Source organism: Sinorhizobium sp. M4_45, from assembly GCF_002885915.1.
Lineage (GTDB): Bacteria > Pseudomonadota > Alphaproteobacteria > Rhizobiales > Rhizobiaceae > Sinorhizobium > Sinorhizobium meliloti_A.
The window spans coordinates 321,416-334,659 of sequence record NZ_NWVE01000005.1 but is presented as its reverse complement, the minus strand read 5'-3'; the positions used below and the strand labels follow the sequence as shown (position 1 = coordinate 334,659).

Genomic DNA, 13,244 nt, shown 5'->3' with positions numbered 1-13,244 from the left:
GCATAACCTCAACGCCGCGCAGACTGGATCGTGATCGCCAGGAGATTCTGGATCACCAGGCTCTCCTCGAGGCTCTGGCGGTTGCGGCTTTGATAGATGGTCGCCTGCAGGCGGCCCAATTCGCGCCGGATCGCCGGAGCGGTCCAGTGTTTCAGCGCCGCTTCGACAACCGGCTTGCGGCGGAAGTGGAGGCCGCGGCCAAGGCTTGCGACGACCTGACCCGCGGACTGGCGGCCCGCATCCATTTCGGCACGCATCACGTCGAGCTGCTGGAATTGCCTCAGACAGGCCTGAAGCACCAGGAAAGGCGGCGTCTTGGATGTTGTGATCTTCTTCATTGCATGCAGCAGCGCGTCGGCGTCGCCCTTCAATACCGCATCGACCGCATCATCGACCGAAATGGCGCTGGCGTCGCCGACGATGCCGAGAACGTCGTCCTCGTCGACCAAATCCTTGCCGCGGCAATAGAGGGCGAGTTTCCGGAGCTCGTTGCGCGAAGCCATACGGTCGCCCCCGAGCGCCTCCACCAGGCGTTCGCGCGCGGCGGGACCTATGCGCAGGCCCGCTTCCGAAAGTTCCTTGTCGACAAGTGCTTGCAGGCCCCTGATATCGTCGCTGTAGCAGGCGATCGAAGCGACGGAGCGGGAAGTTTCGCCCACTTTCCTGAGCGCCGCCCCCTTCTTGAGGTCGCCCGCTTCTATGATGAGCCGGGCGCCGGCGGGCGGGTCGGTCGCGAGAATCTGCAGCGCTTCGGTGAGCGCCTTCTCAGCGGATGCACCGCGCACCCAGACCAGCTTATCGCCGCCAAAGAGGCCGATGGCATTGACTTCGTCAAGCACGCTTCCCGCGCCCTGCAATGACCCGGCATCAAGCTTGACGACGGCGAAAGGATCATCGAGAGGAAGGCCGAAGCTGCCGGCGAGCTCGGACGCGCGTTCCGAGACGAGGCCGCGATCGGGACCGTAGAGCAGGAAAAGCCGGTAGATCGCCGCAGATCGCTGCAGGAAATTATCGAATTCGTGCGACTTGACCTCGCTCATCTGACGAACGGATCAGCGGCCGAGAGCGGCTGCGAGGTCGGCCCCGATGATCTCCGCCAGTTCCTTGGCGGCGCGATTCTCGCCATCGCGCACGGCGCGTATCTTCGCGAATTCCTGCTGGGGGAAGTCGACCAAAGCGACGGCCGTCCGGTTCCCTGACTTCACGGTCTCGCCGGTGGCGGTCTTGGTCAGGTTGTAGTCCGCTTTCACGACGATGCGGCCGGCTCCGGCGTCGTCGTCGTCATTGTCGAGATCCGTGCTCTCATAGAGCACGCCCATCGTCCGGTGCGAGACGCTGAGCGCCAGATGATATTGCGGATTGACCGGTTCGCCCTGACCACGCGACGTCAGGAAGACGAGGGCATTTCGGACTTCCTGCTCGACGCGATCGTTGGCTTCCGAAATCTCGATCGCGGCAAGCGCGACAGAGGTCGAACCGGTAGGACCGTCGGAATAAAGGGGCCTGACCTGGCAGCCGCCAAGTGCCGCGAGCGACAATGCGCCGGCTACGAAGCCCAAGGACCGAAGACGGAAGCCAGCTATATCAGACAACGACATTGACGATCCTCTGAGGCACGACGATGATCTTCTTCGGGCTGCCGCCGTTGAGCGCGGCTTTTACGGCGTCGAGAGCGAGCACGGCGCTTTCGATCGCACTCTGATCTGCGTCGCGCGCGATTGTCAAATCGGCGCGCTTTTTCCCGTTGACCTGGACCGGCAGCGTGATCTCGTTCTCGACGATGAGCGCAGCATCGAATTTCGGCCAGGCCTTCTCGGCGATCAGACCTTTGCCGCCGATCTCGCGCCAGCATTCTTCCGCAAGATGCGGCATCATCGGCGCGATCAGGTTGATCAGGATCGTGGCGGCGTCCTTTACCGCAGCAGTCAGAGCGTTGTCCGCCTTGCCGCTCGCGACCTGCGTCAGCGGGGCGGCCATGGCGTTCACCAGTTCGTAAATGCGAGCGACCGCCTTGTTGAAGGCGAGCTTGTCATAGTCGGCCTCTACCGCCTTGAGAGTGCGATGCGCGGCCTGGGACACGGCCAGCCCCTCGCCTCCGCTTGCCGGTGCGGCATCGACGGCACGCAGCTTCTCCGCGGCCTCGGTCAGAAGACGCCAGACGCGCTGCACGAAGCGATGGGCGCCTTCGACGCCTGCTTCGGACCAGATAACGTCGCGATCCGGCGGCGAATCGGAGAGCACGAAGAAACGTGCAGTGTCGGCGCCGTAGGAGCCGATGATGTCATCCGGGTCGACGACGTTCTTCTTCGACTTCGACATCTTCTCGATCGATCCGATGGCGATTTCCTCGCCGGTCTCGATGTGGACCGCGCGCCGCTGTCCGTCTGTTTCCTCGACGCGGATTTCGGCGGGCGTGATCCATTCCCGCTGCGCGCCTTCGCCGCGGCTATAGGTCTCGTGGACGACCATGCCCTGGGTGAACAGCCCCTTGAAAGGCTCGTCCAGCGCCACGTGGCCGGTCGCCTTCATCGCGCGGGTGAAGAAGCGCGAATAGAGCAGATGCAGGATCGCATGCTCGATGCCGCCGATATACTGGTCGACCGGCAGCCAGTGATTGGCCGCTTTCGGATCCGTCGGGTTGTCCTCCCAGGGCGCCGTGAAGCGGGTGAAGTACCAGGAGGAATCGACGAAGGTATCCATCGTGTCGGTTTCCCGGCGCGCGTCCTTGCCGCACTGGGGGCAGGCGACGTGACGCCAGGTCGGGTGACGGTCGAGCGGATTGCCGGGCTTGTCGAAGGTCACGTCCGGCGGCAGCGTCACGGGCAGGTCTGCCTTCGGCACCGGAACGACGCCGCAGTCGTCGCAATGGATGACCGGGATCGGGCAACCCCAGTAGCGCTGGCGGGAAATGCCCCAGTCGCGCAGGCGGAAATTGACTTTGCGCTCGCCGCGCGGCGTGCCGTTCAGCAGATCGTTTTCGAGTCTGGAGGCGACGGTCTCGAACGCCTCTTGCGCCGAGAGCCCGTCGAGGAAGCGCGAATTGATCATCACGCCGTCGCCGTCATAGGCCTCGTCGCCGATCGTGAAGGTCTGCGGATCGGCATCCTTCGGCATCACCACCGGAACGACCGGCAGATCGTATTTGCGGGCGAAGTCCAGGTCGCGCTGGTCGCCCGAAGGGCAGCCGAAGATGGCGCCGGTGCCGTAGTCCATCAGCACGAAATTGGCGACGTAGACCGGCAGCTCCCAGTTCGGATCGAAGGGGTGCCGCGCGCGGATGCCGGTGTCGATGCCCTTTTTCTCTGCCGTCTCCAATGCGGCGAGCGACGTGCCCGCGCGCCGGCATTCCTCGCAGAATGCTTCGATCTCGGCGTTCTTGGCTGCGGCATCCCTGGCGAGCGGATGATCGGCGGAGATCGCCAGGAAGGAGGCGCCGAACAGCGTGTCGGGCCGCGTCGTATAGACGGTGACTTCCTTCTCCTCGCCGGGGACTGTCGCCGGATCGAGCTCCCACCGCACCGACAGCCCTTCCGAACGGCCGATCCAGTTTTTCTGCATCAGCCGCACTTTTTCGGGCCACTCGTCGAGCGTGTCGAGCGCGTCGAGCAGATCCTGGCTGAAGTCGGTGATGCGGAAGAACCATTGCGTCAGCTCGCGCTGTTCAACGAGCGCGCCGGAGCGCCAGCCGCGGCCTTCGATCACCTGCTCGTTGGCGAGCACGGTATTGTCGACCGGGTCCCAGTTGACCTTCGATTGCTTTCGGTAGACCAGGCCTTTTTCCAGGAAATCGAGGAAAAGATGCTGCTGGCGCTGGTAATATTCGGGATCGCAGGTCGCAAACTCCCGGCTCCAGTCGAGCGAAAGCCCCATGACCTTGAGCTGCGCCTTCATCGAGGCGATGTTCTGGTAGGTCCAGCTCGCCGGATGAACGCCGCGCTCCATGGCAGCGTTTTCCGCCGGCATGCCGAAGGCGTCCCAGCCCATCGGGTGCAGCACGTTGAAGCCGCGGGCGCGCTTGTAGCGGGCGACCACGTCGCCCATCGTGTAATTGCGCACGTGACCCATGTGGATCCGCCCGGACGGATAGGGGAACATCTCCAGGACGTAATATTTGTCGCGCGGATCGTCGTTCTTGGTCTCGAAGACCTTGCCCGCTTCCCATTGGTGCTGCCAGCGCGGTTCGGCATCGCGCGGATTATATCGTTCGGTAGCCATGTCTTTGTCGATGTTCCGGAAATTCTGCCGGGCGCGAGCGCCCGCGCGTGATAGCTGGCGTGACCTTCACCACGAAACGCCCCAAGCGTCAAGTTTTGAAGGATTCGCCGGGTGATCCCTTCGATTTGGCATTTCAAGCACGGGAAGGATAACGCCGCGGCCAAAGCGAACCCGCCCGCTCCGGCTTGCGCTGGACTTGGCAAGCGTTGCAAGTTTCAATAAGCCACAAGCGAAGATGTTTAGACGATCTTGAACGGGAGCGTGGAATGGAAGTCGAGGAACGGCTGAACGAAGTGCTGAGCCGGATTCACGCAAGCGAGAAGTCGGCGAAGCGTTCGGAAAATGCCGTCAGTCTGGTGGCCGTGTCGAAAACCTTCGACGCCGAGACGATCCGGCCGGTCATCGAGGCTGGCCAGCGCGTCTTCGGCGAGAACCGCGTGCAGGAGGCGCAAGCCAAATGGCCCGCGCTCAAGCGTGAGACCCCGGACATCGAGCTGCACCTGATCGGTCCGCTGCAATCCAACAAGGCTGCAGACGCCGTTGCGCTCTTCGACGTCATCGAGACGATCGACAGGGAGAAGATCGCGCGCGCGGTCGCCGCCGAAATGCAGCGCCAGGGGCGCAATGTCCGCCTCTATGTTCAGGTGAACACGGGTCTCGAGCCGCAGAAAGCTGGCATCGCGCCGGAAGACGCGGCCGCCTTCGTCAGGCTCTGCCGTGACGAGTTGGCTCTGAACATCGAAGGACTGATGTGCATTCCCCCGCTGGACGAAAATCCGGGACCGCACTTCGCCCTGCTCGCCAAGCTTGCCGATCAGTGCGGCCTTTCCAGGCTCTCCATGGGCATGTCGGGCGATTTCGAAACGGCAATCGCCTTCGGCGCCACCGGCGTGCGGGTAGGCTCCGCCATTTTCGGAGCACGCTGAGTTCCAATTCCATTACCCTTTCGTCGGGGTTCCCGTTTACCTCGGTTCGCCTATCTTGCGAAGTGGAGGAACCGGGCTTCTCGTCCGGAGAGCGAGTGGGAGGAAACGGATATGGCGAGCCGCTATTCCGAAGTGTATGCCGCGTGGAAGGCCGATCCGCACGGCTTCTGGGCAGATGCCGCATCGGCGATTGACTGGTTCGAGCGGCCTGCGCGCATTTTCGAGCCTGCCGGCGGCACCTATGGCCACTGGTTTCCGGACGGCGTCACCAATACCTGCCACAACTGCCTCGACCGGCATGTCGAGGCCGGCCGAGGCGAGCAGCCGGCCTTTATCTATGACAGCCCCGTCACCGGCCGGATCGAGAGGATCTCCTATGCGGACCTGCTCGCCGATGTGAAGGCGATGGCTGCAATCTACCGCAAGCTGGGCGTCGACAAGGGCGATCGCATCATCATCTACATGCCGATGATTCCGCAGGCGGCGATCGCCATGCTCGCGGCAGCGCGGATCGGCGCGGTGCATTCTGTCGTTTTCGGCGGCTTTGCCGCCAACGAACTTGCCATGCGCATCGATGATTGCCAGGCGAAGCTCGTCGTCTCGGCAAGCTGCGGGCTGGAGCCCGGTCGGACCGTCGCCTACAAGCCTCTGCTCGATCAGGCGATCGAAACGGCCGGCCACAAGCCGGCCCATTGCCTGATCTATCAGCGCGATATGCTCGCCGCCTCGATGGTTCGCGGCCGCGACATCGATTTCGCCGAGGCGCTTGCGCAGGCCAGAGACGCCGGTGAGGAAGCCTCTTGCACGCCGGTCGCCTCCACCGATCCGCTTTATGTCCTCTATACGTCCGGGACGACCGGCCAGCCGAAAGGCGTCGTGCGGGACAATGGCGGCCATATGGTCGCGCTCAAATGGTCGATGGAGAACTTCTTCGGCGTCAATGCCGGCGACGTGTTCTGGGCGGCTTCCGACATCGGTTGGGTGGTCGGTCATTCCTACATCGTCTACGGGCCGCTCCTTACCGGCTGCACGTCGATCCTCTTCGAAGGAAAACCGGTCGGGACGCCCGACCCCGGAACCTATTGGCGCGTGATTTCCGAACACGGCGTCGCCGTCATGTTCACTGCGCCGACGGCGCTGCGAGCGATCCGGAAAGAGGATCCGGAAGCTGTCTATGCAGGCCGTTACGACCTGTCGCGGTTCCGGGCGCTCTATCTTGCGGGCGAGCGGGCCGACCCGGACACGATCCGCTGGGCGGAACGGGCGCTGAAGGTTCCGGTCATCGATCACTGGTGGCAGACGGAAACAGGATGGCCCGTCGCCGGCAATCCATTGGGTCTCGGCCTCCTGCCGGTAAAATACGGTTCCCCGGCCGTTCCCCTCCCCGGCTACGACGTGCAGGTCGTCGACGACGCGGGGCACCCGGTGGAAACCGGCACGCTCGGCAATGTCGTGATCAAGCTGCCTTTGCCGCCCGGCTGCCTGCCGACGCTTTGGAATGCCGATCACCGCTTCCATGCGGCCTATCTCGAGGAATATCCCGGCTTCTACAAAACGGCGGATGCCGGCTATCTCGACGAGGACGGCTATATCTTCATCATGGCGCGGACCGACGACATCATCAACGTTGCGGGACACCGGCTGTCGACGGGGGCCATGGAAGAGGTTTGCGCCAGCCATCCGGATGTCGCCGAATGCGCCGTGATCGGCATCGCCGATCCCCTCAAGGGGCAGGTGCCGGCGGGCTTCCTGGTCATCAACGCCAATGTTTCCCGTGAAACAGAAGAAATCGAGAAGGAGGTCATCGGTCTCGTGCGCGAGCGCATCGGGCCGGTCGCCGCCTTCAGGACGGCGGTCTGCGTCAAGCGGCTGCCAAAGACGCGATCCGGCAAGATCCTGCGCTCTACGATCCAGAAGATCATCGACCGCCAGCCCTGGACGATGCCGGCGACGATCGACGATCCGGCGATCCTCGACGAGATTACCGAACTGTTGCGGTCAAAGGGGATTGGCGCTTAGAGCACTTCCAGGAAAGCGTGTAACTGTTTTCCGTCAGCGACGGTCAATAAAAAACCCGGATGTTGCGATCCGGGTTTTCTCATCTCGCAGATGGCGAAGCGATCAGTAGTCGTCTTCCTCGTCGTCCTTGCGGTCCGACTTCAGCGACTTCAGCTTGGCGAAGACGGCATCGGCGTCGATTTCCTTCTCCTCTTCGCGATCGTGGCCGTAGTCGAGCTTCTCGGTCTCCTGCGCGGATTCGAGCGTCGCGCCAGTCTCGGCTGCGGAAGGAAGCGGGCGCCCCTTGGAGGCGCGCTCGACCTCCAGGTCCAGGTCGATCTGCGAGCAGAGGCCGAGAGTCACCGGGTCCATCGGCGTCAGGTTGGCGGAGTTCCAGTGGGTGCGCTCGCGAATCTGCTCGATCGTCGCCTTCGTCGTGCCGACAAGACGCGAGATCTGTGCGTCCTTCAGCTCCGGATGGTTGCGGACCAGCCACAGAATGGCGTTCGGGCGGTCCTGACGCTTGGAGACCGGCGTGTAGCGCGGGCCCTTGCGCTTGGAGTCCGGGACGCGGACCTTCGGCTCCGAAAGCTTGAGCTTGTGATTCGGATTTCCTTCGGCGCGTGCGATCTCGTCGCGCGAAAGCTGGCCGGTAGCGATCGGATCGAGGCCCTTGATACCCTGCGCCGATTCACCGTCGGCAATCGCCTTGACCTCGAGCGGGTGCAGCTTGCAGAACTGCGCGATCTGGTCGAACGAGAGTGCGGTGTTGTCAACCAGCCAGACGGCTGTTGCCTTGGGCATAAGCAGTTGCTGAGCCATGGATATAGTCCTTTTGTCCGTCCGCGCCGGTGTCGCGGGCCGTGGAGTCTACCACTCATTTCCGGGAATTGGGGGTTCTATACCGTTCTTGTCTCGAAATTGCAATTCTTCACTTTCAAATGTGCTTTTGTCTAATTGCGGACCGGAAGCGACCTGCTTATGAATTGTCGCAAAGGACCGGTGGGAGCCGATCCAGGGCGGAATGAGGAACTCTGTGCGCAGTTTTCCGCCGGCATCCGCCCATGATCTGACCAGAAATGCGCAGGGAGGAAAATTATGGACGTCAAGACCTACCCGGTCCTCGAAGCGGCCAGGAACCGCACGCTGCTCGACAATGCGACCTATCTCGAATGGTATCGCGAGAGCGTTGCCGATCCGGAGAAGTTTTGGGGCGAGCACGGCAAGCGGATCGAATGGTTCGAGCCCTATACCAAGGTCAAGAATACCTCCTTCGAGGGCGATGTCTCGATCAAGTGGTTCGAAGACGGACTGACCAATGTGTCCTACAATTGCATCGACCGCCATCTGAAGACGCACGGCGAAAAGACGGCGATCATCTGGGAGGGAGACAATCCCTATCTCGACAAGAACATCACCTATAACGAGCTGTACGACAAGGTCTGCCGGCTTTCCAACGTCATGAAGAAGCACGGCGTCAAGAAGGGCGACCGGGTCACCATCTACATGCCGATGATCCCCGAAGCGGCCTATGCGATGCTCGCCTGCGCGCGCGTAGGCGCGATCCATTCGGTCGTTTTCGGCGGCTTTTCGCCCGAGGCGCTGGCCGGCCGAATCGTCGATTGCGAGTCCACCTTCGTGATCACCTGCGACGAGGGCCTGCGCGGCGGCAAGCCGATTCCGCTCAAGGAGAATACCGATACGGCGGTCGATATCGCTGCCAGGCAGCACGTAATGGTCAGCAAGGTCCTGGTCGTGCGCCGCACCGGCGGCAAAGTCGGCTGGGCTCCGGGCCGCGATCTCTGGTATCATCAGGAGACCGCGACGGTGGAGCCGCATTGCCCGCCGGAAAAGATGAACGCGGAGGACCCGCTCTTCATCCTCTATACGTCCGGCTCTACCGGCAAGCCGAAGGGCGTGCTGCACACGACCGGCGGCTATCTCGTCTACGCTTCGATGACACATCAATACGTGTTCGACTACCGGGACGGCGACATCTACTGGTGCACGGCCGATGTCGGCTGGGTCACCGGCCACTCCTACATCGTCTACGGGCCGCTCGCCAATGCGGCGACGACGTTGATGTTCGAGGGCGTGCCGAACTTCCCCGACGCGGGACGATTCTGGGAAGTGGTCGACAAGCACAAGGTCAACATCTTCTACACCGCGCCGACCGCGATCCGCTCGCTGATGGGAGCGGGCGACGATTTCGTCAAGCGCTCCTCACGCTCTTCGCTGCGCCTGCTCGGAACGGTCGGCGAACCGATCAATCCGGAAGCCTGGGAGTGGTACTATCACGTTGTCGGCGACGAGCGTTGCCCTATCGTCGATACCTGGTGGCAGACTGAAACCGGCGGCATACTGATCACGCCGCTGCCGGGGGCCACCGATCTCAAACCCGGTTCGGCGACGCGGCCCTTCTTCGGCGTCCAGCCGCAGATCGTAGACAGCGACGGCAAGGTCGTAGAGGGCGCGGCCGACGGCAACCTCTGCATCACCGACAGCTGGCCCGGGCAGATGCGGACGGTCTATGGCGACCACGAACGCTTCATCCAGACCTACTTCTCCACCTACAAGGGCAAGTATTTCACGGGCGACGGCTGCCGCCGCGACGAGGACGGCTACTATTGGATCACCGGCCGTGTCGACGACGTGCTGAACGTCTCCGGCCACCGGCTGGGAACCGCGGAAGTGGAATCGGCGCTCGTCTCGCACAACCTCGTTTCCGAGGCGGCGGTCGTCGGCTATCCGCATCCGATCAAGGGTCAGGGCATCTACTGCTACGTTTCGCTGATGGCCGGCGAGGTCGGAGACGACGAACTGCGCCAGGCGCTCGTCAAGCACGTGCGTTCGGAGATCGGGCCGATCGCGACGCCGGACAAGATTCAGTTCGCGCCCGGCCTGCCGAAAACACGCTCGGGCAAGATCATGCGCCGGATCCTCCGCAAGATCGCCGAGGACGATTTCGGTTCGCTCGGCGACACGTCGACGCTCGCCGATCCAGGTGTCGTCGACGACCTGATCGCCAATCGTCAGAACCGCGCGTGATGTGAGCTGGGTGGCGAGAGCCACTGATCCCGCTGCCGCACCTTCTCCCCGCAAGCGGGGCGAAGGTGCATTGCGGGGAGAAGGTTAGGATGAGGGGCTCAACCCCGCCCTCTACCAGCCGCGAACGCAGCGCTCGATTCGCTACCGAAACGAAATTGAAACGACCTGCCTCAGAAATCGATCGCGCGGCCCTTGATCTCCCAATCGCCGAAGCGAGCCGGGTCGAGGCCGCCGCGCCCGCCTAGTTCCGCCGGCATATCCTTCGGCGCTTCGGCACGTCGCCTCTCTTCGGCCTCCTTCAGAGCACGCAGCGCTGCCGGGGAAAGCGGACGTTTGGGTCGGTCGGGAGAATTGTCGTTGTCGTTCTGCATACAGATCGCGGTTTCCGTAACGATATTGAAGAGCTGGCCGTCTATACCCATCATATAGGCACTTCCGTGTGAACGGAAAAGCTTGATTCACGTGAAACCTTTGCGCGTACCGAATGGAACGAAGCGGCTGCAAGCGGCTTTCCAGGAGGCGCGGAAAGGACACCGATATGGTTGGAGCTCATTCATGAACCTCATGCGCACGGCAATGCTGCTTGCCTTCATGACCGTCCTCTTCATGGCCGTCGGCTATGTCATCGGCGGCCGCGGTGGCATGATGATCGCCCTCGTCATCGCCGCGGGCATGAACTTCTTCTCCTACTGGAATTCCGACCGGATGGTCCTGCGGATGTACCGGGCGCAGGAGGTGGACGAGCGCAGCGCGCCGGAATATTACGGCATCGTCCGCGATCTGGCGAAGAATGCCGGCCTGCCGATGCCGCGCGTCTACGTCATCGACAGCCCCCAGCCGAATGCCTTCGCCACCGGCCGCAATCCCGAGAACGCTGCGGTCGCCGCTTCGACGGGACTGCTGCATTCGCTTTCCTACGAAGAGGTTGCCGGGGTGATGGCGCATGAGCTCGCTCATATCCAGTATCGCGACACTTTGACGATGACGCTGACGGCGACGCTCGCCGGTGCGATTTCCATGCTTGGCAATTTCGCCTTCTTCTTCGGTGGCAACCGCGAGAACAACAATCCGCTCGGCTTCATCGGCGTGCTGATCGCGATGATCGTCGCCCCGCTCGCGGCCATGCTTGTACAGATGGCGATCAGCCGTACACGCGAATATTCCGCCGACCGCCGCGGGGCGGAGATCTGCGGCAATCCACTCTGGCTTTCCTCGGCGCTTCGCAAGATCGCCGGTGCCGCGCAGGTCATCCATAACAATGACGCCGAGCGCAATCCGGCGACGGCGCATATGTTCATCATCAATCCCCTCTCGGGCGAGCGGATGGACAATCTGTTCTCGACCCATCCGAACACGGAGAACCGGGTGGCGGCTCTGGAGAGAATGGCCCGCGAGACGTCCACGGGCTCGACGGCGCCGGTCCGCCCTGATAATGCAGGGCGCAAATCGCGCTCTGTCCCGAGAACCGGCTGGGGTCGCGGTGGTTCCGAACCGCCGAAAGGCCCTTGGTCCTGATGCCCGAAAACCGCAAGAACGATTCACGTCCGAAACGATCCCGCGAGCACAATCGCTCAAGAGCGGGAGGAGCCCGGCCCGGCGCGGATGCCGCGGCCAAACCGGGCCTGAAGAGCCGCCAGGCGGCTGCCAAGATCCTGGCGGCGGTGGTGGACCGCAAGACGCCGCTCGACGGAATGCTCGATCCGGAGCGCGGGAACCCGGCCTATCGCGAGTTGAGCGAAGCAGATCGCGCGCTGGTGCGCGCCATTCTCAACTCGGCACTCCGCCATCTGCCGCGCATTCGCGCGGCCATCGACTCGCTTCTGCAAACGCCTCTGCCCGAGGGTGCGCGGGCTCTCGAACACGTGCTGACCGTTGCCGCCGCGCAAATTCTCTATCTCGACGTTCCGAATCATTCGGCAGTCGATCTCGCAGTGGAACAGGCCCAGTCCGACCCGCGCAACCGCCGTTTCGCAAGCCTCGTCAACGCCGTATTGCGGCGGCTTTCGCGTGAAAAGGACGAAATTCTCGAAAAGCTGCAGCAAGTGCCGGCGATGCCCGGCTGGTTCTTCGACAGGCTCGTCGCCTGTTACGGTCCCGACCAGGCCGAGCGCATCTCCGAGGCGCAGCTCGTACCCGCCGCCATCGACGTGACCGTGAAATCCGATGCGGCGTCCTGGGCGGAACGGCTCGCTGGCACCGTGTTGCCGACCGGCTCCGTTCGTCTTCAGGACTTCTCCGGTTCGATCCCGTCGCTTTCAGGCTTTTCGGAAGGCGCCTGGTGGGTCCAGGACGCGGCCGCTTCCATTCCGGCCCGCCTTTTCGGCGATGTCCACGGGAAAAAGGTGGTCGATCTCTGTGCTGCGCCCGGCGGCAAGACGGCGCAGCTCGTCCTCGCGGGGGCGGAGGTGACCGCGCTCGATCAGTCGTCAAGCCGGTTGCGGCGGCTCAAGGCGAACCTCGAGCGGCTGGGCTTCGAGGCCCGGACCAAGGAGAGCGACATGGCCGAGTTCCGGCCGGAAGAGCTCTTTGACGCGGCCCTTCTCGACGCCCCCTGCTCCTCGACGGGCACCACCCGGCGGCATCCCGACGTGCTCTGGACGAAAGGCCCGCCGGACGTCGAGAAGCTTGCCAGGCTGCAGGAACGGCTGCTGCGGCATGCGCTTACCCTGGTAAAGCCCGGCGGCCTCATCGTCTTTTCCAATTGCTCGCTCGACCCTCTGGAGGGCGAGGAGGTCGTCGCCCGCGTCGTCGCCGACGGCGGATGCGAACGGGTGCCGATCGACGCAGCCGATTGGCCGGGGCTCGAAAAGGCGATCACCGCGCTTGGAGAGTTCCGCACGACACCTGCGATGCTTCCACTGGAACCGCCCTTCGCCGGTGGCCTCGATGGCTTTTATGCCGCCGTGCTGCGCCGTGCGGGAGCCTGAGGGCGCTCATCAACAGACTGTTTTGCTGTGACAATTGACGCCCTCGGACGGCCCGCCTATCAATGGCGACAGGGTTGATAAATATTTAATGATCTTTCCCGCACGATTCCGATCTTCTGCATGATCCTCG

10 protein-coding genes are annotated in these 13,244 nt (G+C 63.0%); 5 read left to right on the top strand and 5 right to left on the bottom strand.

Annotated elements, in window-relative coordinates; genetic code table 11:
* Positions 1–8 precede the first annotated feature (8 nt).
* Genes holA through leuS form a run of 3 tightly spaced genes read right to left on the bottom strand, consistent with a single transcriptional unit; the run spans position 9 to position 4,215 of the window.
* Entirely contained in the window at positions 9–1,040 is a 1,032-nt protein-coding gene (gene holA, locus CN933_RS16720; RefSeq protein WP_018098701.1) for a DNA polymerase III subunit delta, read from the bottom strand.
* Between the two features lie 12 nt (positions 1,041–1,052).
* A complete protein-coding gene (locus CN933_RS16715) occupies positions 1,053–1,598 on the bottom strand; it encodes an LPS assembly lipoprotein LptE (protein ID WP_018098702.1) in 546 nt (181 codons plus the stop codon).
* On the bottom strand, positions 1,585–4,215 hold the full coding sequence (leuS, locus tag CN933_RS16710; protein ID WP_018098703.1) for a leucine--tRNA ligase: 2,631 nt from the start codon (positions 4,213–4,215) through the stop codon (positions 1,585–1,587). The genes CN933_RS16715 and leuS overlap by 14 nt, the downstream gene beginning before the upstream one ends.
* A 266-nt stretch (positions 4,216–4,481) precedes the next feature.
* On the opposite strand from leuS, the gene CN933_RS16705 reads away from it, so the two are divergent.
* Together CN933_RS16705 and CN933_RS16700 are read left to right on the top strand one after the other, a co-directional pair.
* On the top strand, positions 4,482–5,141 hold the full coding sequence (locus CN933_RS16705) for a YggS family pyridoxal phosphate-dependent enzyme (RefSeq protein WP_018098704.1): 660 nt from the start codon (positions 4,482–4,484) through the stop codon (positions 5,139–5,141).
* A 111-nt stretch (positions 5,142–5,252) separates the two neighbouring features.
* On the top strand, positions 5,253–7,160 hold the full coding sequence (locus CN933_RS16700; RefSeq protein WP_018098705.1) for a propionyl-CoA synthetase: 1,908 nt from the start codon (positions 5,253–5,255) through the stop codon (positions 7,158–7,160).
* Between the two features lie 102 nt (positions 7,161–7,262).
* Here CN933_RS16700 and CN933_RS16695 read toward each other — a convergent pair whose 3' ends face one another.
* Complete coding sequence (locus CN933_RS16695; RefSeq protein ID WP_018098706.1) at positions 7,263–7,961, bottom strand: DUF1013 domain-containing protein; 699 nt, start codon at positions 7,959–7,961, stop codon at positions 7,263–7,265.
* A 276-nt stretch (positions 7,962–8,237) separates the two neighbouring features.
* Between CN933_RS16695 and acs the strand changes: the two genes are divergently transcribed.
* Positions 8,238–10,187, top strand: coding sequence for an acetate--CoA ligase (gene acs, locus CN933_RS16690; protein WP_018098707.1), 1,950 nt, complete (start codon positions 8,238–8,240; stop codon positions 10,185–10,187).
* A 170-nt stretch (positions 10,188–10,357) separates the two neighbouring features.
* Here acs and CN933_RS16685 read toward each other — a convergent pair whose 3' ends face one another.
* Positions 10,358–10,612, bottom strand: a complete 255-nt coding sequence (locus tag CN933_RS16685) for a DUF1674 domain-containing protein (RefSeq protein WP_018098708.1) — start codon at positions 10,610–10,612, stop codon at positions 10,358–10,360.
* 130 nt (positions 10,613–10,742) lie between these two features.
* Between CN933_RS16685 and htpX the strand changes: the two genes are divergently transcribed.
* On the top strand, positions 10,743–11,702 hold the full coding sequence (htpX, locus tag CN933_RS16680; RefSeq protein ID WP_100672643.1) for a zinc metalloprotease HtpX: 960 nt from the start codon (positions 10,743–10,745) through the stop codon (positions 11,700–11,702).
* Positions 11,702–13,114 carry an RsmB/NOP family class I SAM-dependent RNA methyltransferase gene (locus CN933_RS16675; RefSeq protein WP_026169014.1) on the top strand — a complete coding sequence of 471 codons (1,413 nt, stop codon included), beginning with the start codon at positions 11,702–11,704 and terminating at the stop codon, positions 13,112–13,114. The genes htpX and CN933_RS16675 overlap by 1 nt, the downstream gene beginning before the upstream one ends.
* Positions 13,115–13,244 lie beyond the last annotated feature (130 nt).

Bases quoted from the DNA above. Each gene is read 5' to 3' on its own strand.
- holA (WP_018098701.1), bottom strand. From the start codon at position 1,040: ATGAGCGAGGTCAAGTCGCACGAATTCGATAATTTCCTGCAGCGATCT.
- CN933_RS16715 (WP_018098702.1), bottom strand. From the start codon at position 1,598: ATGTCGTTGTCTGATATAGCTGGCTTCCGTCTTCGGTCCTTGGGCTTC.
- leuS (WP_018098703.1), bottom strand. From the start codon at position 4,215: ATGGCTACCGAACGATATAATCCGCGCGATGCCGAACCGCGCTGGCAG.
- CN933_RS16705 (WP_018098704.1), top strand. From the start codon at position 4,482: ATGGAAGTCGAGGAACGGCTGAACGAAGTGCTGAGCCGGATTCACGCA.
- CN933_RS16700 (WP_018098705.1), top strand. From the start codon at position 5,253: ATGGCGAGCCGCTATTCCGAAGTGTATGCCGCGTGGAAGGCCGATCCG.
- CN933_RS16695 (WP_018098706.1), bottom strand. From the start codon at position 7,961: ATGGCTCAGCAACTGCTTATGCCCAAGGCAACAGCCGTCTGGCTGGTT.
- acs (WP_018098707.1), top strand. From the start codon at position 8,238: ATGGACGTCAAGACCTACCCGGTCCTCGAAGCGGCCAGGAACCGCACG.
- CN933_RS16685 (WP_018098708.1), bottom strand. From the start codon at position 10,612: ATGATGGGTATAGACGGCCAGCTCTTCAATATCGTTACGGAAACCGCG.
- htpX (WP_100672643.1), top strand. From the start codon at position 10,743: ATGAACCTCATGCGCACGGCAATGCTGCTTGCCTTCATGACCGTCCTC.
- CN933_RS16675 (WP_026169014.1), top strand. From the start codon at position 11,702: ATGCCCGAAAACCGCAAGAACGATTCACGTCCGAAACGATCCCGCGAG.